This window comes from Sporolactobacillus sp. THM19-2, from assembly GCF_004153195.1.
Taxonomy (GTDB): domain Bacteria; phylum Bacillota; class Bacilli; order Bacillales; family Sporolactobacillaceae; genus Sporolactobacillus.
The window spans coordinates 1-21571 of sequence record NZ_SEMC01000026.1 but is presented as its reverse complement, the minus strand read 5'-3'; the positions used below and the strand labels follow the sequence as shown (position 1 = coordinate 21571).

The 21571-nt window shown below is 48.6% G+C and carries 18 protein-coding genes, 1 pseudogene and 1 other annotated feature; of the genes and pseudogenes, 3 read left to right on the top strand and 16 right to left on the bottom strand.

The features are described 5' to 3' along the window. Positions 1-89: 89 nt before the first annotated feature. From EWH91_RS13025 to EWH91_RS15045, 4 genes and pseudogenes are all read right to left on the bottom strand, one after another. Positions 90-1046, bottom strand: a complete 957-nt coding sequence (locus tag EWH91_RS13025) for a hypothetical protein (protein ID WP_129930523.1) — start codon at positions 1044-1046, stop codon at positions 90-92. Positions 1047-1269: 223 nt separating this feature from the next. After that, positions 1270-1704, bottom strand: a complete 435-nt coding sequence (locus tag EWH91_RS13020) for a hypothetical protein (protein WP_129930521.1) — start codon at positions 1702-1704, stop codon at positions 1270-1272. A gap of 233 nt (positions 1705-1937) precedes the next feature. After that, complete coding sequence (locus EWH91_RS13015) at positions 1938-3080, bottom strand: tetratricopeptide repeat protein (RefSeq protein ID WP_240697369.1); 1143 nt, start codon at positions 3078-3080, stop codon at positions 1938-1940. 18 nt (positions 3081-3098) lie between these two features. Further along, positions 3099-3260 (bottom strand): annotated as a pseudogene (locus EWH91_RS15045) (helix-turn-helix domain-containing protein); the annotation flags it as partial. A gap of 169 nt (positions 3261-3429) precedes the next feature. On the opposite strand from EWH91_RS15045, the gene EWH91_RS14880 reads away from it, so the two are divergent. Beyond that, positions 3430-3555, top strand: a complete 126-nt coding sequence (locus tag EWH91_RS14880) for a hypothetical protein (protein WP_256359841.1) — start codon at positions 3430-3432, stop codon at positions 3553-3555. A 101-nt stretch (positions 3556-3656) separates the two neighbouring features. On the opposite strand, the gene EWH91_RS13010 is transcribed toward EWH91_RS14880, so the two are convergent. The 11 genes from EWH91_RS13010 to argC form a co-directional block, all read right to left on the bottom strand. Further along, positions 3657-4043 carry a hypothetical protein gene (locus EWH91_RS13010; RefSeq protein ID WP_129930517.1) on the bottom strand — a complete coding sequence of 129 codons (387 nt, stop codon included), beginning with the start codon at positions 4041-4043 and terminating at the stop codon, positions 3657-3659. An 18-nt stretch (positions 4044-4061) separates the two neighbouring features. Continuing rightward, positions 4062-5282: a multidrug effflux MFS transporter gene (locus EWH91_RS13005; RefSeq protein WP_129930549.1), complete on the bottom strand. Its 1221-nt coding sequence runs from the start codon at positions 5280-5282 to the stop codon at positions 4062-4064. A gap of 454 nt (positions 5283-5736) precedes the next feature. Further along, positions 5737-7125 (bottom strand): argininosuccinate lyase, encoded by a 1389-nt coding sequence (gene argH / locus EWH91_RS13000; RefSeq protein WP_129930515.1) that lies wholly within the window; start codon positions 7123-7125, stop codon positions 5737-5739. After that, positions 7082-8344 (bottom strand): argininosuccinate synthase, encoded by a 1263-nt coding sequence (locus EWH91_RS12995; RefSeq protein WP_129930513.1) that lies wholly within the window; start codon positions 8342-8344, stop codon positions 7082-7084. The genes argH and EWH91_RS12995 overlap by 44 nt, the downstream gene beginning before the upstream one ends. A 37-nt stretch (positions 8345-8381) precedes the next feature. Then, the gene (gene argF / locus EWH91_RS12990; RefSeq protein WP_129930511.1) at positions 8382-9344 is read right to left on the bottom strand and encodes an ornithine carbamoyltransferase; all 963 of its coding nucleotides are present in this window, start codon (positions 9342-9344) and stop codon (positions 8382-8384) included. A gap of 1 nt (position 9345) precedes the next feature. Further along, entirely contained in the window at positions 9346-12582 is a 3237-nt protein-coding gene (carB, locus tag EWH91_RS12985; protein ID WP_129930509.1) for a carbamoyl-phosphate synthase (glutamine-hydrolyzing) large subunit, read from the bottom strand. After that, positions 12566-13654: a carbamoyl phosphate synthase small subunit gene (locus tag EWH91_RS12980; protein WP_129930547.1), complete on the bottom strand. Its 1089-nt coding sequence runs from the start codon at positions 13652-13654 to the stop codon at positions 12566-12568. The genes carB and EWH91_RS12980 overlap by 17 nt, the downstream gene beginning before the upstream one ends. A 16-nt stretch (positions 13655-13670) precedes the next feature. Continuing rightward, positions 13671-14867, bottom strand: coding sequence for an aspartate aminotransferase family protein (locus EWH91_RS12975; protein WP_129930507.1), 1197 nt, complete (start codon positions 14865-14867; stop codon positions 13671-13673). Continuing rightward, the gene (gene argB / locus EWH91_RS12970; protein WP_129930505.1) at positions 14860-15663 is read right to left on the bottom strand and encodes an acetylglutamate kinase; all 804 of its coding nucleotides are present in this window, start codon (positions 15661-15663) and stop codon (positions 14860-14862) included. Before argB ends, EWH91_RS12975 begins: the two co-directional genes overlap by 8 nt. Before the next feature lie 31 nt (positions 15664-15694). Continuing rightward, the gene (gene argJ / locus EWH91_RS12965; protein WP_129930503.1) at positions 15695-16921 is read right to left on the bottom strand and encodes a bifunctional glutamate N-acetyltransferase/amino-acid acetyltransferase ArgJ; all 1227 of its coding nucleotides are present in this window, start codon (positions 16919-16921) and stop codon (positions 15695-15697) included. 14 nt (positions 16922-16935) lie between these two features. Continuing rightward, on the bottom strand, positions 16936-17973 hold the full coding sequence (gene argC / locus EWH91_RS12960) for an N-acetyl-gamma-glutamyl-phosphate reductase (protein WP_129930501.1): 1038 nt from the start codon (positions 17971-17973) through the stop codon (positions 16936-16938). A gap of 201 nt (positions 17974-18174) precedes the next feature. Continuing rightward, positions 18175-18401 (bottom strand) — a binding site (T-box leader). Between the two features lie 247 nt (positions 18402-18648). Here argC and bacA point away from each other — a divergent pair. Together bacA and EWH91_RS12950 are read left to right on the top strand one after the other, a co-directional pair. Then, on the top strand, positions 18649-19452 hold the full coding sequence (gene bacA, locus EWH91_RS12955; protein ID WP_129930499.1) for an undecaprenyl-diphosphate phosphatase: 804 nt from the start codon (positions 18649-18651) through the stop codon (positions 19450-19452). 288 nt (positions 19453-19740) lie between these two features. Continuing rightward, positions 19741-20343: an LOG family protein gene (locus EWH91_RS12950; RefSeq protein ID WP_129930497.1), complete on the top strand. Its 603-nt coding sequence runs from the start codon at positions 19741-19743 to the stop codon at positions 20341-20343. Positions 20344-20444: 101 nt separating this feature from the next. Here the strand turns inward: EWH91_RS12950 and EWH91_RS12945 are convergent. After that, positions 20445-21571: SH3 domain-containing protein (locus tag EWH91_RS12945; protein WP_129930495.1), on the bottom strand; the 1127-nt coding region annotated here is incomplete at its 5' end.

Genomic DNA, 21571 nt, shown 5'->3' with positions numbered 1-21571 from the left:
GGATTCCCCCTCCATAATTTCATTGACATTATTTGGAGCAGGTAGCCAACCATAAAATAGATTATTATTTGTACAAATTCCCTCCTATCTTATCGTGTATCTACCCCGCCTGACTTGGGAGTGCCTGCGCTATTTACACTTCGTTCAATATATTCCTTAAAGGAAACTTGTTTGTACCCAGATACGTCCAAGCGAAAAGCCGTGGAATCAACACCATTATTAATCTGTATCCCTTCACTGGTTACAAAGAAGATTACACGATTTTCTTGTCCATAACATTTAAGATCAAGCAAAGCCCCCGTATCCTTTGATACTACCATTGTAAACGGTCCGTGAAGCATCTCAGATTTATTACTAGGAATCGTGCCTTTGATTTTGTACACGGGCATGCCAAACTGGGTCTCTTCTTCAAAGTTCCAATTTGGATAATTATTTAATAAAATATCAAACTGTTCACTGTTTGTGACCATTTGGTTAAACATGCCAATATAATGGATCTCGAATTGGCTGATATTACCCCTTGCGTTTCTTTCAGGGGTATCCTCTGTATATATTTTTTGCCCAAGCCTCTTAAGTACGGCTGTATCCCGATTGAATAAGAGATCGGTAGTTTCGACAATTTTCCTGTTTTCGTACTGTTTTTCAATGGCACGATTTTTATGCTTGTCGAAATCTACATAAAATTCGATTTTTATCATGTAACCCTTAGAATCTCCCAAACTATATTTCCCTTGTGCGTTATGAATATAGTCCCAGGAATAAAACATCTTCTTTACAATGTTAAAATGTTCAGGATATTTTTTTGCGAGCTGCTTCTCACTTTCCGTATGGAAGGGGAATGTTTTCTCTTTAAAAGGATCCCTGTGCGCGTATGTTTTCGTTTCCGCTCCCTTCTCCGCAGCCTTTTCTATGCTGACGTTACTGCTTGTTTCTTTATTGTATGGTATCAAGGCAGCTACCGCTTCGGGATACGTTGAATAAATCTTAATGCCCGCCAAAACAAGAACGAGAATAGTAATTAATGCGACCGGAAGCCATTTTTTCAAGGATTCCCCCTCCAAAATCATTTCTTCCTTACCTAAATTTATCATACCACATGCTTAATCAATTAAAATGGTGGGTCATATACTTATTTTTGTGAATGTACACACGTGTCTTCCATGTTGATAAACAAAAGGTACTCTCTAGGTTCCTGTCTTGTCATGGTTAAAGGAACAAGGAGAGACCCTCCCGATTAATTGGATTTACATAATAATCCATTATATTTTTTTAAATTGAATCCGGACTCCAAACCCCGTATGCACCAAATCCATGTACAGAACCCGCTCTTGCTTTTATCCGAACATCAACTTTACCGTCGTCTTCAAATGCATAATTAGAGAGATACCTTCCCTGGTTGATATTTGAACGATTGAAAGAATAGTACCAGGTTCTTGAAAAATTAGTATAATTATAACGAACTACTGAAGCAGTATATGATGGATTTGAATCAGACCCACTGAGTGATTGTAATTTCATATAAGCCGAAGAAGCATCTGTTTTTGCGCGGGCTGCCGTATATTGATTTGTTGTACTATTGGGTGGAAATCCAAAACTAAAATCAGTGTCGGTATAATTATTCGCCAACGCACTCAGTGACCCCACAGACAAGACTATCACTACAGCAAGTACAGCAACATACAATCTCCTCTTAACTGCCATCATATTACCGCTTCCTTGTATTTAGTATTTTCCCTTTTGGGAATTGTTAATATAGTTAGTATAAATCTTTTATCAGAAATTTTCAAACATATATTTCGACACTATTCGACGCTTAGAGTTAACATTATTTATTATAATTAGCAATTTCTTACCTGTGACACTACTTTCACTGGATTTTTGTAAAACTTTCTTTAACTGATATGAGTTCATAATTACAGTTTCATAAACCGAAGATTTCATTCTTTCACATATAACTTGTTCTTCTCATTCAGTTGAGCATTCAATGCTTCATCCGCGATTTTATAGGCTTCTATAATTTGCCCTCGCCTAAACAGAATCATTCCTTTAAGCTTCATGCATTTTCCATCCCAGCAGGTGTCAGCTTTTAACCATCCATTGGCTCTGTCAATGGAACGCTCGGCCACTTGCAAATCATTTTGACGAAAATAAATTAAAGCCATGACATAGGTCAGCTTTCCATCCATAGACGTTCCATCAGCCGGGATATCTAGCCCCTTTCCAATCCAGTCCAGTGCCTCATCATATTTTTCAAGAGGAACCAGAGTCAGAGAGAGTTCATAAATCACATTTTTCAGGTAAGTTTGGGACCAGCCCTCTTCCATCATATTATAGCTTCTCAATAGAACCGTGTAAGACTGGTTATATTTTTTCAGATGTCGATAATCGATACCCACGTTCACTAAACATTGCATGATGCGCCGGCGATTTACCTCATCTTTTTTCGTCTGAAAAAGCGATAATGCGGTCTGATCCGACTCCAGTGCTGCCAGATGGTCACCCAGGGAAGACTCCGACGATCCCTTAAGAATATAAAAATTACCCTCAAGGTAACTGACGCTCGTTTCTTTCATCACTTGCAGAGCTTTGTGAATGACCTCAAGAGCTCTGCAAAATTCCTTTTGTTTGAAGTAACAATAGCTCAGATTATAGTACACCCTTAATTGATCCAGTGAATCAACTGAGACCTGTCTGGCATTTGCTAAAATGTTGCCATATAATGCCTTTTCGATAGCCATAACATAGTTTCTGGTTATTCGATAGGCTTCGGCCAATTGTCCATATATTTCCATCAATTCTTTTATATGATCGGGCGTAATATATAACAAAGCCTCTTCAAAAGCCTTAATGGCTTGTGTATATTCCTTTCGTTTAGATGCAATGTTGCCTTGCTCTTTTAATAAAAGGCCCTGGGCAAATATATTGTTTTCTACAAGTTTAGCCATTTCAGATATAAGTTTTTCGGCTTCATTCAGTTTATTTGCTTTAATGAGGGCTTGACAAACAGAAATACGTTTTAGGATCATTTGATCGCTGACCGCTATTTCCACATCGTGTCTTTTATTCGTATCATCATCCATCAGACTTCTCACCGGTACGCCCAGTTTATCCGCGATTAACTGCAAGGTCTTCAGTGAGGGAACAGTCTTCCCGCTTTCAACCAAGCTGATCATGCTTCTGCTTAGACCCGGTCCGGCAAGTTCCTGTTGCGTTAGTCCTAATTTTCGGCGGATACGTTTAATATTTTGAATGTAATCCACGTTTTTATCTCCCGTTCTGCTTTCAAAATTCCTATTACTATAATAACTTATCAAATATCCTTTTCATGCCTTCTGCAAAAAAAATGTTGACAGAACCATCTAATATTTCTAAAGTTAACATTATTAAGTATTAAGCATATTGTCCAAAACACATTTTGGAGGTATCTATATGAAAAAACTGATTCTTACTCTGTTCCTGCTCCTTATCATTTTTAGCTTTTTAAGCGGAAATGGTTTGCAGCCTGTAGTTGATCGTACCGATCCTATTGACGATGTTCCTGCTTCACTCTCTTAAACGTGTTCACTTCATGCCATTTTTGTATTAAAAAAAGCCTGACAATAGGCTTAAAAATGTTGGCAATGATAAGCTTTATTATTTATGCTTGGGCATTCCTCTCATTCTCCCTTTTCTGACTCTGCCTCGCACCGCCTGATCCATTGCTCGACAAACTGATCATGTGGCAGAATCCGTTCTTTCAGGTCGCTGATGAACACAATCTGTTCCTCTCTGCACCATCTCAGGCAGGTTTGATAGAGTTTGATGTCAATCGGATCTTCATCCCAATATACGGGAATAAGTGAGATACCGCTTGCGTCATACAGATAGGCACGTGTATGGCCGTCTGTGAAGAAGACCGTCCCGCCGATTTTTTTAATGGGCAAGGGGAGATTTCCTCTGACATTAAGCGGGTCAAACTGCCCTTTTAATCGATCAATTTTTGACTGATCCAGGTACATCTGACTGGGGCGGATCTGGTACAAATCAAGGAAAAATTTTCGCAATATCCTGACCTTCTTCTATCAGACTTTTTTTCTATTAACAAAAATAATATAAATAAGTAAAGCACCAACGTCACAGACCAGAATCAGCAGTGCCATCGGGAAGTAGGTCCTGCTGCCACCCAGCCCGACCAGCGGCGACAGGATACCCCCAATCATGTTCATGCCAAGGCCAAGTATCGCAGAAGCACTTCCGGCTGCCCTGCCCTGCGACTGCATGGCGAGGGAAAAAGCCGTTGTGTTCACGAGGCCCACCATCGAAACGATAAGGAAGAGCGGGATGATCACCGCAATCAGCGGAGCCGGATGAAGCAGCAGGCTGGAAAAAAGGGCAATACTTCCGGCAGCCGCAATCTGCGTACCCGTACGCAGAATCTTTTTCTCATCCACATGTCCGGACAAATTGCCCGCCACCTGTGACATGACGACGATACCCAGACCGTTCGTTGCGAAAAACAGGCTGAATCCGAACGGTGTAACGCCGTACATGTCCTGAAGAACGAAGGAAGATCCGGCGATGTAGCAGAACATGGCACCCATGACGAGGCCCTGGACCACAGCGTAGCTCATAAACTGCCTGTCCCGACAGATGCGCCCCGTCTCAGAGAAGGTGGCACCGATCCCGCCATGGATTCTTCTTTCTTCCGATAAGGTTTCCGGCAAACCGATCAGTGTCCCGAGAAAAAGCAGGAGTCCGATGATACCCAGCACGATAAATACACCGTGCCAGGTTGTGAATCTCAGGATAAATCCGCCGATGATGGGCGCAATGATCGGAAAAATACCGTTGACCGCCATCAGCATGGAAAAAAACTTCGTCAGTTCTGTCCCGGAGTATAAATCTCTTGCGATGGCACGTGAGATGACGAGTCCGGCTGCCCCGGAAAGTCCCTGCAAAAGCCTCAGTATGACCAGCCAGACAACCGAATCAACGAAGGTACAGAGAAAAGAAGTGATCACAAATCCTGCAAGACCGGCCAGCAGCGGGCCACGCCTGCCGTGACTGTCGCTGAATGGACCGATTATGATCTGTCCGACTGCAAGACCGATCAGACAGGCTGTGATGCTTAACTGAGCAAGCGAGGTCGTCGTATTCAGATCGCGGGTCAGTGAGGGCAGCGACGGCAGGTACATATCCATCGACAGAGGACCAAACGCTGAAAGAGCGCCAAGAATCAGCACAAGCCAGACATGCTGGGATGGTTTTATTGTACTTCCCTGTCTACGTTCGGTTAAAGCGATTTTCACAGAACAACAGCCTTTCCAAAAATAACTACTGTTATCATAGCAGAATCAGAGAACAAAGGATGAAAAAATATTCATACAGGACCCGTTTACTGAATGTCATGCAACGAGCAAAGAGTATGATCCGGCTGGCTGCCCGGCTTTTTCAGCGGGATTCCCTGTGATTTCAGCCGGATTAGCCCTTTTTTCAGCCGGATTAGCCCTTTTTTCAGCCGGGTCCATGATAATTCAGCCGGATCCCTGATTATTCAGCCAGATTGCCTGGTTATTCAGCCAGAGCGGTGTCCATCGACTGGCCCTTTATTCGGCACGATTCCCTGTAATTTCTGCCGGAACCCCGAGTTAGTCCTTCGCGCCTGTTTGATGCATTCAAAAGTGTAAAAAAAACACCGAACACGGGTTGGCCGTAAACGGTGCTCATTTATTTGACCTATTTAAAATAATAGGGAGGTCAACGGTTTTCATTGACGCCGAGTTTTTCTTCGGCGAGTTTCAACTGCTTTTCAACCTGGTGCGGGGCGGTGCCGCCTTCGCTTTCGCGGGCGCGCATCACGTTTTCCGGCTGCAGATCTTCAAAAATATCCTTTTCAAATAAAGGACTGAACTGTTTGTACTCGTTAAGATCGAGTTCCAGTAAATACTTTTTATGTTCAATGGCGTAAAGCACCATTTTACCCGTAATCGCATGGGCCTCGCGGAACGGCAGGCCCTTTTTCGCCAGATAGTCGGCGATATCCGTTGCGTTGGAGTAATCCTTCTCGACGGCGTGGCGCATCTGGTCTTTGTTCACGGTCATCGTCTCAAGAATCGGCGCGAGCAGCTGCAGCGCACCAGTCAGCGTTTTGACCGTGTCGAAAATGCCTTCCTTGTCTTCCTGCATATCCTTGTTGTAGGCGAGCGGCAGGCCTTTCAGCACGGTAAGCAGGCCCATCAGGTGACCGAACACACGCCCGGTTTTGCCGCGCAGCAGTTCGGAAACATCCGGATTTTTCTTCTGCGGCATGATGCTTGAGCCCGTGCAGAACGCATCGTCCAGTTCGATAAACTGGAACTCCTGGCTGCTCCACAGAACCATCTCTTCCGACAGGCGAGAGAGGTGGACCATAATCAGCGAACAGGCGGACAAAGCCTCGACGACAAAGTCACGGTCACTGACGGCATCCATGCTGTTCGGATAGACATCGTCAAAACCGAGCAGTTCGGCGACACGGCGGCGGTTGATCGGGAAGGTCGTCCCGGCCAGGGCGCCTGCACCAAGCGGCAGCACATTGAGCCGTTTCAGGCTGTCTTTCAGGCGCCCCTTGTCCCGCTCAAACATCCAAAAATAGGCAAGCAGGTGATGGGCAAATGAAATCGGCTGTGCACGCTGCAGATGAGTGTACCCCGGAAGGATCGTATCCACGTTGACCCTAGCCTGTTCGAGGAGGGCGTACTGCACATGCTCTAGCAGTTCGATCAGGTCATGGGTCTTATTCCGCATGTATAGATGCATGTCGGTCGCGACCTGGTCATTGCGGCTGCGACCGGTGTGCAGCTTACCACCAACCGGGCCGATCTCATCGATCAGCATCCGTTCAATATTCATATGGATGTCTTCCTGATCGACTGAAAACCGGGCTTCGCCCTTTTCCACTTTTTTCAGAATTGTCTTCAGACCCTGCTGAATGACCGCCGATTCTTCCGGTGTAACGATCCCGCACTCGCCAAGCATCGTCACATGGGCGATGCTGCCTTCGATATCTTCTTTTGCCAGTTCCTTATCATAGGAAATCGACGCGGTGTATGCGTCAACCAGCTTATTGGTTGACTTCGTAAACCGGCCGCCCCACAGTTTCGCCATGATCTGCCTCCGTTTCCGTGTGATTCTTGTGTACTTCGGCGTTGACCTTCGTCGGAAGCCCCCATAGCTTGATGAAACCTACAGCCGCATTGTGATCGAAGGCATCACCCTTGGTATAGGTCGCAAGCTTTTCATTGTAGAGGCTGTTCTCCGAAGCACGTCCGACAACGACATGATTGCCTTTGAACAGTTTCACGCGCACTTTACCGGAGACAACCTGCTGCGTCTGCTTAACAAACGCCATCAGGGCTTCGCGAATTGGTGAGTACCAGAGCCCGTCATAGATCACCTGAGAGATTTCCTTATCTATCAGCGGCTTGAACTTCGAAACTTCTTTCGTCAGGGTAATCGTCTCAAGCGCCTGGTGCGCATTGATTAAAATCACGCCTGCCGGACTTTCATAGACTTCACGGGATTTGATGCCCACAAGACGGTTTTCAATATGATCAATCCGTCCGACGCCATGCAGGCCGCCCAGTTTGTTTAATTCTTTAATGATGTCAATGAATGGCTTTTTTTCTCCGTTCAGGCCGCAGGGAATGCCCTCGTTAAATTCAATTTCCACATATTCAGCTGTATCCGGTGTTTTCTCAATCGGGTTGGTCCAGGCAAAGGCTTCTTCCGGCGCTTCATTCCATGGATTCTCCAGCACACCGGCTTCGCAGGCACGTCCCCAGATGTTGGCGTCAATAGAGAAGGGATTGTCAAGATCGACCGGAATCGGAATCCCGTGCTTTTCCGCATATTTGATTTCCTCGTCACGGGTCATCCCCCATTCACGTACCGGAGCGACCACTTTGAGTGTCGGATCCAGCGCCTGAATCGCGACTTCGAACCGAACCTGATCGTTTCCCTTGCCCGTGCAGCCGTGAGCTACAGCCGTTGCCCCTTCCTTATGAGCCACATCAACGAGCAGTTTCCCGATCAGCGGACGGGAAAGTCCTGAAGAAAGTGGATAGACGCCTTCATACAGTGCATTCGCCTGAAGCGCCGGTGCCAGATAATTTTCAGCCAGCAGTTCTTTAGCATCCACAACGTATGATTTAACGGCACCGACATCGAGTGCCTTTTGTTTAACCCGATCCAGATCCTTGCCTTCTTCGCCGACGTCAATACTCAGTGCAATGACGTCATAGTTATATTTGTCCTGAAGCCATTTAATGCAGACCGAAGTGTCCAGACCGCCGGAATAAGCAAGCACAATTTTTTCTTTTGCCATGAGAGAAATCCTCCTTTAATTGTTTTCAATCTATGATTTATTTGTTTTCCATCAGACATTTAAGAATCGCTTTATGAGCATGAAGCCGGTTTTCCGCTTCGTCGAATACCACAGAGTGCGGTCCGTCAATAATCTCCGGTGTGACTTCTTCACCGCGATGGGCCGGCAGACAATGCATAAAGATGTAATCCGGTTCGGCCAGTGCCTCAAGCGTATCATTCACCTGATACCCCTGAAAATCATGGAGCCGCTTTTCTTTCTCATCTTCATCGCCCATGCTCAGCCAGGTATCGGTAATGATGATGTCACAGCCCTCTGCGGCTTCCTGCGGGGAGTGGGTCAAGGCGATCCGACTGCCGTTCTCTGCTCCGCGCTTTACTGCTGCGTCAAAAATAGCCGGATCCGGTTCATAGCCTTCAGGGCTTGCAACGGTCATGTCCATGCCGACCGCCGCCGCACCTTCCACCAGAGAATGTGCCATGTTGTTGTACCCGTCGCCGATGAAGCAGGCTTTTAACCCCTTCAGCCGCCCCTTATGTTCATAAATCGTCAGCAAATCCGCCAGCACCTGAGTCGGGTGGTGGGTATCGGTCAGCCCGTTAATCACAGGGACGTCAGCATATTTTGCCAGTTCCACCACTTGATCATGATCGAAGGTCCGGATCAGGATCCCGTCGACGAATCGGGAGAGTACCCTGGCCGTATCCGGGATCGTTTCTCCGCGCCCGATCTGAATGTCACGGCTGCTGAGAAACAATGCCGATCCGCCAAGCTGGTACATACCGACTTCAAAAGAAACGCGTGTCCGTGTGGATGATTTTTCAAATATCATGGCCAGCGTTTTGCCTTTCAGATAAGGGTGCGGGATATGCTTTTTGGTCAATTGCTTCATATCATAAGCCTGTTTTAATAAAAGATGCAGTTCATCCGCCGACAGTTCGGCAATGGTGAGAAAATCTTTTCCCGATAACTGAAAAATAGAATCTTTCTGCTCCGTCATGTCACTTCTCCTTGTTCGTCGTATAGGTCAGTGTCCGATATTCATCAAGCGTGTGGACGTTCAGCGTGAAATCTTCGTCTGCCGCATCCACGGCTGCCTTCAATGTATCAAGGCAGGTGTAAAGCGGGATCTGGTAGCGGAGGGCCAGCGACCTCAGTTCAAATCCGAATGATTCGGTATTTCTGCCTGCTGTCGGGATATTCAGGACAGCCGCTGTATCACCCTTGGCAAGGAGGCTCTGAACGGCTTCGGCATGTGCTTCAATCCTCTGAACACGGATACCTGAGGATTTGACGAATGCTGCTGTCCTGCCTGTCGCCACGATTTCAAAACCCTTTCCCGCCAGCCTGCGGATCAGATTCAGGCTTTCCGGCCGCTCCCGGTCCGTAATGGAAATAAGCAGCTTTTTCCCCCTCTGCGAACCGGAGAAGGGATTTTCTTCCCCCGAGAAAACGGCTTTTGTAAAAGCTTCATGGAGCTTCTCCCCCATGCCCAGCTGTTCACCGGTTGATTTCATTTCCGGTCCGAGTACAGGATCTACGCCCTTCAGCTTGGTAAATGAGAAAACCGGTGCCTTGACCGACCAGAATTGAGGCGCGTGGCTATAGCCGCCTGTAAGCCCGAGCGCTGCAAGCTTATCTCCCAGCTGGATGGCAACCGCCTTCTCGACCATCGGAATACCGGTGACTTTACTGATAATCGGTACCGTCCGTGACGCCCGGGGGTTAACTTCCAGCACATAAACCGTTCCGTCCGCGATGACAAACTGGATGTTGATCAGTCCCCTGACATGCAGTCGGCGGCAGATCTTTCGGGTATCTGCGGCAATCTCCTTCTTCATGTCCTCAGTAAGCGTAAAAGAAGGAAAAACGGCAATACTGTCACCGGAATGAACGCCTGCCCGCTCAATATGTTCAAATACACCGGGAATCGTCACTTCTTCGCCGTCGCTGATGGCATCGACTTCACATTCGGTGCCGGGCATGTAGCGGTCAACGAGCAGCGGAAAGGACTGAGCATTCAGGCTGTGTTCGCTGTGCATGTAATGTTCCAGCTCACCCGGCTGATGAAACAGAAACATCGATTGCCCGCCAATGACAAAGGAGGGACGAACCAGGATCGGAAAACCAAGCTGTCTTCCGGCCTCGCGCAGATCCTCAAGGCTGCTGACGCTTGTTCCTTTAATATGCGGGATCCTGAGTTCGGTAAGCAGATCATAAAACTGTTCCCGGTCTTCCAGTTTTTCAATCGCTTTTGTCGAAGTACCCAGAACAGGAATACCGGCCTGCTCCAGCGCCTCAGCTACATTCACAGCGGTCTGTCCGCCAAACTGAACCAGTGCACCGCGGACCCCTTCTTTTTCCGCCACATTAAGAATATCTTCCGGCGAAAGCGGCTCAAAGTACAGCCGGTCAGCTGTCGAATAATCCGTGCTGACTGTTTCCGGGTTATTGTTGATCACTACCGCTTCATAGCCCAGCTTTTTCACGGCAAGTGTGGCCTGAACGCAGCAGTAATCAAATTCAATACCCTGCCCGATCCGGATCGGCCCGGATCCGACAATGAGGATTTTTGGCTTCTCGTCGACTTCCGCTTCGTCGGCCCCCTGCCAGGTGGAGTAATAATAAGGCGTCTCGGCCTCAAACTCACCCGCACAGGTATCGACCAGATGATAGACCGGCTTTAAACCGATCGCCTGTCTGCGCGCCCGAATGCTTTCTTCCTTTATTCCGAGGAGTTCAGCAAGACGCCGGTCACCGATATTCCATCTTTTCGCCTGGACCAGGCTCTCGTCGGTCAGCCCGCGTTTACCCTGTTTCCGAAGCGCAGACTCGAAGTGGATCAGCCTTTTTATCCCGTTCAGAAACCATGAATCTATTTCGGTCAGCTGATGCATCTCATCCACCGTGCTGCCGCGCCGCATCAGTTCGGCAATGGCAAACAGCCTCAGATCGGTCGCCTGCCGCAGGTGTTCCCTCAGAGTCTCCTCGTCCAGATGGTGACAGGACGGATCATCCAGACCGCTGAATCCCATTTCCATTGACCGAATGCCCTTATTCAAAGCCCCTTCAAACGTCCGGTCGATCGCCATCACTTCCCCGGTCGCCTTCATCTGTGTGCCAAGACTGTGATCGGCTTCCGTGAACTTATCGAACGGAAAACGCGGAATCTTGACAACGATGTAATCAATTGCCGGTTCAAAAGAAGCATAGGTCGTACCGGTAATCGGGTTCAGTATTTCATCAAGATAAAAGCCGATGGCACATTTAGCAGCTACGCGGGCAATGGGATAGCCGGTCGCCTTTGAGGCGAGCGCCGATGAACGGCTGACCCGCGGATTCACTTCAATGATGGCATATTCATCCGATTCCGGATTCAGCGCAAACTGAATGTTGCATCCGCCGACGATCTTCAGTGCCCGGATAATTTTCAGTGAGGCATTGCGCAGCATCTGATACTGGACATCGGAAAGCGTCTGTGAAGGAGCGACCACGACACTGTCTCCCGTATGGACCCCCACAGGATCCACATTTTCCATATTGCAGACAATGATACAGGTATCGTTTGCGTCACGCATGACCTCATACTCAATCTCTTTCCAGCCCTTGATGCTCTTTTCAATCAGTACTTCATGGATCGGGCTGAGATTCAGTCCTCTGTGGAGCACAAGATCAAGATCCTGATCGTTATAAGCAAAGCCGCCTCCCGATCCGCCCAATGTATAGGCCGGCCGGATAATCACCGGATAACCGATTTTGCGGGTAAAGGCGAGACCGTCCTCATAGCTGCGGATGATTTTTGATTCAGGGATCGGTTCATGAATATCAATCATCAGCTTTTTGAAAAGCTCGCGGTCTTCCCCGTGCTGAATGGATGAGACGGACGTGCCGAGCAGTTCCACGCCGTATCTGGCAAGAATCCCCTTTTCATAGAGTTCAACCGCCAGATTCAGCCCGGTTTGTCCGCCAAGCGTGCCGATCAGTCCATCCGGATGCTCTTTAATCATAATCTTTTCAATAGCCTGTACGGTCAGGGGTTCGACATAGGTCCGGTCAGCGATTCTGTCATCCGTCATGATCGTTGCCGGGTTGCTGTTAATCAGCACCACCTCAATACCTTCTTCTTTCAGGGCAAGGCAGGCCTGCGTGCCGGCATAATCAAATTCCGCTGCCTGACCAATCACGATGGGGCCTGAACCGATGACCAGCACTTTTTTTATATCAGTACGTAACGGCATGAGTTACTTCACCCTTGTTCTGTTTAATCGTCTGCATGAACCGCTGAAAAACCGGATGGGTATCATCGGGACCAGGGTGCGCCTCGGGATGAAACTGAACCGTTTCAATCGGAAGCGTGCAATGTTTCAGCCCTTCTATCGATCCGTCATTCACATTCTCATAACTGACATGAAACACCTGACTGTCTATGCTGCCTCTTTCCACCACATAGCTGTGATTCTGAGAAGTCATCCAGACCTTACCCGTTGCGCATTCCCGGACCGGATGATTCGCCCCGCGGTGACCGAACAGCAGCTTGCCTGTTTTCGCCCCGTAAGCCAGTGCGATCAGCTGATGGCCAAGGCAAATACCAAGCACCGGATAATGAGCGGTGATTTTCTTCAGTTCACGGAAATGGGCTTTGAGCTGTTGCGGATCGCCCGGTCCGTTACTGAGCATGATGCCGTCCGGATCCAGTCGGGTTATCTCCTCATATGTTGTATTGAACGGAACAACGGTTACTTTACAGCCTGCGTCAAGCAGGGCTGTGAGCATTGACTTTTTATAGCCGTAGTCGATCAGAACAACATGCGGACCGTCTCCGGGATAAACAACCGGTTTCTTCACGGAAACACGACTGACTTCGTCGTGAGGAAGTGGTTTTCCCCAGTCAACAGCTGATGCATCCGAATGATCCGTAATGACGGCTTTCATCGTTCCGCTTTTTCTGACTGTTCTCACGACCGCGCGCGTATCGACTTCTGAAAGCCCGGGGACGCCGGATTCCTTCAGCCACTGATCCACCGTTTCGAGAGACTGATAATGACCGGGCAGATCGCAGAGATGGCTGAAGACGACGCCCTGCATGTGGATCGCAGAACTCTCACTGTCGTTACGGTTGACTCCGTAATTTCCGATCAGCGGGTAACAGAACGTCATAATCTGTCCGGTATAGGAGGGATCCGTCATGATTTCCTGGTACCCGGTCATGCTGGTATTAAACACAATTTCACCAAAAACAGAGGCCTTGCTGCCGACGCGAACACCCGGAAACACATCACCCGACTCGAGAATCAGATAACCTTTTTTCAACATCAGCACCCTCCTCTTAACTGTTTTTCAAAACATCATCCAACGCGTAAATAAAGCGATCTATTTCATCTTTTTGCGTCACCAGCGGAGGCAGGATCCTCAGGACCTGCTTCCCGGCCGTCAAAATCAGCACATGATGTTTCTCCCTGAGCCTGTTGACGGCGTTTATTGCCGGGAATGTTGTCACGACGCCGATCAGAAGGCCTTTCCCACGGACCGTTTCGATTTTATCCGGATACTTCTCCTTTAAAGCCTTCAGTTTTTCATTTAAACAGGCAGCATTTTCCCGGCATTGTTCGATGACATGCTGTTTTTTAAAGGCTTCCAGAGTGGCAATACCTGCCATCGTTGAAAACGGGTTGCCTCCGAATGTCGATCCGTGTGTGCCCGGTGTAAACACCTGTGAGACTTCCTTTTTGGCCAGGAAAGCGCCAATGGGGATACCGGAACCCAGTGCTTTAGCCACCGTGATGACATCCGGTTCGATGTGATATTGCTGGTAGGCAAATAATGACCCCGTCCGGCCGAATCCCGTCTGCACCTCGTCGACCATCAGCAGAATCCCCTTCTTCTGACACACTTCGGCAAGCGCACTGACCCATTCAGGATCAGCAGGGATCACACCGCCTTCACCCTGAACCATCTCCAGCATGACGGCAATGGCGTCATCATCAACTTCCAGTGCGCGGATCGCTGACATATCGTTATAGGGAAGGTAAGTGAATCCCGGAACCAGCGGCCCGAATCCGTCCTGTATTTTTGCCTGCGCTGTTGCCGTCAGTGTAGCCATCGTCCGGCCGTGGAATGAATGATTAAAAGTGACAATATGACCTTTTTCTTTTTTATTGATTAAATGAGCATAACGGCGGGCCAGTTTAATGGCCCCTTCGTTCGCCTCGGCACCACTGTTGCAGAAGAACACCTGATCACAGCAGGTCAGGTCGGTCAGCATACCGGCCAGCTTTTCCTGAGACGCGATGTGGAAAAGATTGGAACAGTGCCAGAGGGTATCAAGCTGCTTCTTAAGTACCGCGCCGACCGCATCGGGAACATGGCCTAATGCACAGACGGCAATGCCTGACGTATAGTCCAGGTATTTATTTCCTGCATCATCCCAGACATAGGACCCTTTTCCTTTGACTATGGTGACCGGAAAACGCCCGTAGGCGGACATCACCGGAAAAACTTTCTCTGTTGATTGGCTATCAGGCATGGAGTGCTTCCTCCTCAAGAAAAATTTTTGTCCCTGCTTTGATTCCTTTTGTATAGTCGGTGAGACATTCAGGTGCCAGCCCGTTGACAATGACCACTTCCGGGACATGATGTTTCAGACTGTCGACCGCTGCCATGACTTTCGGAATCATCCCGCCGCTGATCTTCTTCGTGTGAATCAGCTGGGCAATCTCCAGATCTGAAACCTTGTCGAGCGGCACCATTTTACCCTTCTGTTCAACCATAATTCCGGGAACATCACTGATAAAGCATAATCTGCCGTTCAGTGCGCCGGCAATGGCCGCGGCAGCCTGATCTGCATTGATATTGTAATGTTGCCCGTTGGCATCCATCGCTATCGGGGAGACAACCGGTATAAAGCCTTTAGCGCTCAGGCAGGTGATCAGTTGTGTATCGACAGCAGCAATTTCCCCGACAAATCCCAGGCTCCGGGGCGCAGCCGGTTTTGCTGTCAGCAGATGACCGTCAATCCCGCTCAGTCCGACTGCCCTTCCGCCGGCTCCGCAAATATTCGCTACGATTTTCTTGTTCATCGAACCGCTCAGTACCATTTCTACGACTTCAAGTACTTCATCCGTCGTCACGCGCAGACCATTGTGAAAAGTGGTGGGAATAGCCAGCTTTTCAAGCATTTGCGAGATGGCCGGACCGCCTCCGTGCACGATCACCGGTGCCCATTGGCCTTCTGCCTGGATCTTCTGAATGCTCCGATAAAATTCAGGGGTCAGTTTCTCAAAAACGCTGCCGCCACATTTAATCACCAGATACCGTTTCATTGTCATCCTCCTGTCTCTTGTATTTTTTATCTTACGAGCGATAAGACGCATTAATTTTGACGTAGTTATAAGTCAGATCGCAGCCCCAGGCAACCGCTTCGCCGCTACCCTCGCCCAGATCGGCTTTTATGATAATACTGTCCCGATCAAGGTACGCCTTCGCCTGCTTTTCATCAAAGACTGCCGGCATCCCCTTCTCAAACAGCAGCATATCTCCCAGTTTCAATGTAATTTTGTATGGATCAAACGGCTCGCCGCTGTATCCCATAGCGCAGACGATGCGGCCCCAGTTGGCGTCACTGCCAAATACAGCCGTCTTGACCAGACTCGATCCGACTATCGTTTTACTGATGACCTCAGCCGCCTGTTCATCTTTTGCACCCGTCACCCGGACTTCAATTAATTTGGTTGCCCCTTCGCCGTCGCCGGCAATGAACTTTGCCAGGCCCTGACAGACCGCCTTCAGTCCGGCGAGAAATGCCGGCCAGTCCGGATGAGCAGCAGTCAGTGTTTCGTTTCCTGCCATGCCATTTGCCAGCACCAGCACCATATCATTAGTACTCGTATCGCCATCGACGGTAATTCGGTTAAATGTTTTTTGTGTGACCTGAAGGAGCGCAGAATGAAGGTCGTCAGGCGAAACAGCCGCATCCGTTGTCACAAAACCCAGCATCGTAGCCAGATTGGGTTTAATCATACCCGAGCCCTTGCAGGCGCCACCGATGGTAATGGTTTTCCCGCCGGCCTTAAGCCGGACGGCAAGGTGTTTCGTATGCGTGTCGGTGGTCAGAATCGCTTTTTCAAAGGGCGCTTCCGACGTATCCAGTGAGATCTTTTCAATCCCTTTCTTCATTTTGTCCATCGGCAGCTGCAATCCAATCACACCGGTTGATGCAACAGCAACATAATGTTCAGGAATCTTCAGATGTTTCGCCATCCATTTTCTTGTGGTGAAAGCATTTTTGATCCCCTGCTCTCCGGTACAGGAATTGGCACTCACTGTATTGACGAGCACGGCCTGAAGTTTCTGCTCCTCCTGCAGGCTCGTTTTCGTGACCTTAAGCGGAGCCGCCTGAAACAGATTCGTTGTATAAACGCCTGCTGCTGCAGCAGGTTGCTGTGAATAGATCCAGCCCATATCCGGCTTGCTCTTTCTCAGGCCGATACGCTGTCCGCCGGTAATAAAGCCGGTCGGTGATCCGACGCCCCCATTCTCGATTTCTGTTATCTTTATTTGCTGTTCCATCGTATTTTCCATTTTCATTCTCCCTCTCACGGGTAGATCGGGGTATACCGGAGTCCGGTTGTCTCCTCCCAGCCCTGCATCATATTCAGATTCTGGATCGCCTGGCCGGCGGCGCCTTTGACGACATTATCAATGACTGAAACAATGGTCAGCCGCCTCGTCCTTCCATCTACGTGCAATCCGATATCGCAGTAATTTGATCCGGCTACTTCTTTTGTTGCCGGCCATGTGCCGAGCGGCCTGATCCGGACAAATGGCGATTTTTTATAAAAGTGCCGGTACATTTCGATAAATTCTCTCGTCGAGTAACCTTTGGCAAGATTCGCGTAAATCGTACACATTAACCCGCGCGTCATCGGAATCAGGTGTGTGGTAAAAGTGATGGACTGCCTGTACCCGCTGATCGCCGCCATTTCCTGTTCAATCTCCGGTGTGTGCTGGTGCGTTCCCAGCTTGTAGGCTTTGACACTTTCATTCACTTCGCTGAACAAATTCCCGGTTGCCGCTTTCCTTCCTGAACCGGAAACACCGGATTTCCCGTCAATAATGATGGATCCTTTTTCAAGCGCCCCGTCCTTCAGTGCCGGAGCCAGGCCAAGCAGTGAAGCTGTCGGGTAGCATCCGGGGTTGGCGATGAAATGAGCGGATTCAATCTGCCTTCGGTTAAGCTCCGGAAGTCCGTAGACAGCATCGGCCAGCTGACCGGCGGCCGCCGGTGCTTTATGATACCAGGTTTCATATTCGGATGGATCCTTTAACCTGAAGTCTCCCGAGAGATCAATGCAGGTCAGCCCCCGTTTCAGGCACTTCGGAAGCAGCTCTTTACTGACGCCGGCCGGTGTGGCAAAGAAAACGACATCCACCCGCTCAGCCAGGACGTCCGCATCAAACGCTTCAAGTGGTTTTTCAAGAATTCCTGAAAGATGTGGATACAGTGTTTCAACTTTTTCACCCTGCGTTGTGTGGGAAATCAGCATCTCCACCTGAACCGACGGATGATTCGTCAGAAGGCGGATCAGCTCTGCTCCACCATATCCATTTGCGCCTACAATACCTGCTTTCACCGGAAAAGCCTCCATTTTAAATGGTCGCATTTTTCAAATATTGTTTCCTTCACTAATACTTCAGAGAAGTGAATCACGACTGTATTTTTCCCCAGGGTTACCGCGGCCTGATGAGAAAAACTGACGAAGCCTGTCCTCTGAGGTCGGCTGTGTCTTAATTTCTTTTTAGTAAATTAAAAACGCCCGCCTCTTTTACTAAATAAAAGAGACGAGCGTTGATCACATAGCCCGCGGTACCACTCTGGTTATTCCCTGAAAAAATGGGAATCTGCTTTGGTTCTCTGTAACGGGAGTTCCCGGATGATCCTACATACCCCTTCAGACCATCACCTCAAAAGTGCGGTTCACAAATCCCGCTGTACCGGCTCTCACCCTCCCGGCTCGTTGTTGCAGCTGAAATTTGCTACTCTCTTTTTCATTGGTTTTCTTTGTCATTGTTTCTGACTGTGTGCTATTTATTATACAGTGACTGTTCAGGAAGTCAACCCCTTTCGGAGATATTTTTTGAATTTACTTTTCCTTTACCAGTGGCCTTGAAGATGTACGTTATGATTATGTTATAATGAGAAAGCTTGTATTTTTTTATATTGCGAAGAAAACCTGCTGACTGACAAGTCGCAGCTGTTGCTTAAGGACTTCGTTTTTCTGATACTTTTTAAAGGGCTGGTGAAGCAATTGGTTGAAATCATCATTGCAATAATTATGGGTGCCATTGAAGGGCTGACCGAGTTTGCCCCGGTTTCCTCAACCGGACATCTGATTCTGGCCGGACACCTGATGAACTTTGAAGGTGACACGGCAAAAACATTCGAAGTGATTATTCAACTTGGATCGATTATGGCTGTGGTCGTCCTTTATTGGAAAAGATTGTGGAGTTTATTTGGATTCTACCGTAATGAACCCAAGAGCGGACCCAGCCATCTGAATCTCCTGCACATCATTATCGCCGCTATCCCCGCCGTCATTTTAGGGGTTCTGCTCCGCGATTTTATAAAAGCTGTCCTGTTCACACCGGAGAGTGTAGTGATTGCACTGGTTGCCGGCGGCATCCTGATGATTTTTGCCGAACGGCTGGCCGCCCGCAGAGTGGACAGGGGAACAACAGAATTATCCTATACTCAGGCACTCATTATCGGGCTTTTCCAGTGCCTGTCTCTCTGGTCTGGCTTTTCCCGCTCCGGTTCAACAATTTCCGGCGGGATCATTGCCGGCGTTGAGCGTAAAACAGCGGCGGAATTTTCATTCATTCTTGCTGTGCCGATTATGATTGGTGCAAGCGGCTATGATTTGATTAAGAGCCTTTCCTTCCTGCACGTCAGCGATATCCCGCTGTTTATTACAGGCTTTCTGACTGCCTTCATCGTCGCGATGCTGGCCATTGTCTTCTTCCTGAAACTCCTGCGGCGATTCACCCTGGTTCCGTTTGCTGTCTATCGTTTTATCCTGGCTGCAGCCTTCGGACTGTTTATGCTTCTGTAATTCATTTTCATCCCGCAGTCTGTGTTCCACCCAACGGATCCCGGCTGCGGGTTTTTTTACTTATTTTTCCGCTGAATCTGAATCTATAGTGACACCTTTTGATTTCTGAAAAAATCCGCTGCCGGAGAGATGATCCGTCCGATTCAGGTTTTTTCAACTCCTTGTGATGATCATCCGGCCAATTTGATAAGAATCATCGGGTCCATTAAAGTTGTCTCCGATGCTATTGTTCAAACATTTGCGATACAATGATAGAAGATTCCAGTTTAAGCAGGAAGGATGATGGGATTGAGTAAAAGCATTTGTGTTTATGCCGGTTCGAATCTGGGTACAGATCCTGAATATGCAAAGAAGGCGGCCAAACTCGGTGAAATCATCGCACGAAAAGGGTGGCGCCTCGTCTATGGGGGATCTTCGATCGGTCTGATGGGTGTCATTGCCGATCGCGTGCTATCCCTTGGCGGTAAGGTCATCGGTGTCATGCCGCGCGGGATGATTCTGGGAGAAATGGCTCATGCCGGTCTGACAGAACTTCTGGAAGTCGACGGGATGCACGCCCGAAAAGAGAAGATGAATGAACTTGCAGACGGGTTCATCGCTTTGCCGGGCGGGATTGGAACTTTTGATGAATTATTCGAGATCCTTTGCTGGGCACAGATCGGCCTGCATCATAAACCCATCGGTCTGCTGAATGCTGACGGATACTTTGATCCGCTGATATCACTGATTCAGCACAGCATCGACCATCAGTTTGCCGATCAGTCTAACCTGAATCTCCTGACTGTGTCTTCTGATCCGGAGTTGCTGCTTAAAAAGATGGAAAATTATGTTCCTCCAAAACTGGGAAATAAATGGAGACAGCTCAGCAAGGGCACTTTAGAACATAAATAGGATAAATGAACGAGCACGGACCGGGGTCCGTGCTCTGTTTTTACAGAATAAAAGTCCGGAATGCTGAAGATCGGCTCAGACGGCGCCAGGGGCCTTGCTTCTCAGTTCCGATATTCAGGTACATCAAAGATCTGCGTGTATTTTGTTATTTTCCTGTACATGTTATCAATCATTGGTGTCTGCTTAACTGCCCAGCCAGGGTCCGTCGCGTATTGATGTGCCGCATTCCCCATGACCAGGGCATCCGGATTCCAGCGCATCTTGTACAGCGTATCCTGTCGATATGCCCGATTGTAAATATAATGGTCGGCGATCCAGGCGGCACCGCCTTCTATTGCTTTTCCCGGGGTGGTCCAGCCATGACTGTAAGCGTATTCTGCACCAGCATTTACGGCATTGCCATCATAAGCACCAATACCGAACATATTGTACACCTTCGTGCCATGTATGCGGACACCTTTCGCGAGACTGGATGTGCCGTTCCCGGTCTCAAGAAGAGCATGGGAAACAAGATAAACTTCATTTACTCCATTATTTTCAGCAGCTGTAATAAATTCTGCCGCATAACCGGAGAGAATACCCCGGCCCGCTAATATGATCTGCATATCCCGCATATTCAGGTTGGCGAGGGAAGACAGCTGAAGAAACTGATAGTATTCCGTCGAACCTTTTGAGAAGTTTCTGGGGTTAAGGTAATAAGCCAGGTTGCTGCTGCCATTCACTTTCTGCTCCTTCTGGAGTGCCTGACCGAACGAAACAGGATATTTGGTTGTGATGTACACCGTGTCCCCTTCCTGTTTCGTTACCGTTTCTTCTTCCCTGATAAAGTCTGCGTAGACATATCCGTCACGACCACCATAGCTGACTTTTAACCATCCATTTGCCCCGGTCAGTATTTCCACACGTGTGCCAGCCTGCAGTACCCGAATGACATCATAAGACTTACTCGGACCCTTTCTGAAATTCAAGCCTGTCGTGACCACACCATACCGCGTGTCCTGTTCCGGATAATCTGATTCATCAGATGGTGACGGTGCAGGCGAATTTTCACCGCTGCCGCCATCAGAAGGTCTCGCCACAAAATCACCCGACACATACGCCGTGCCGCCGTTGTATTTGATCTTCAGCCAGCCCCCGCCGGCCTCGCCTGTCACGTCGACTTTTGTTCCCTTTTTCAGGGTCGTCAGCCGTTTATTCGAAGTCCCGGGGCCGGTACGTACATTCAGAT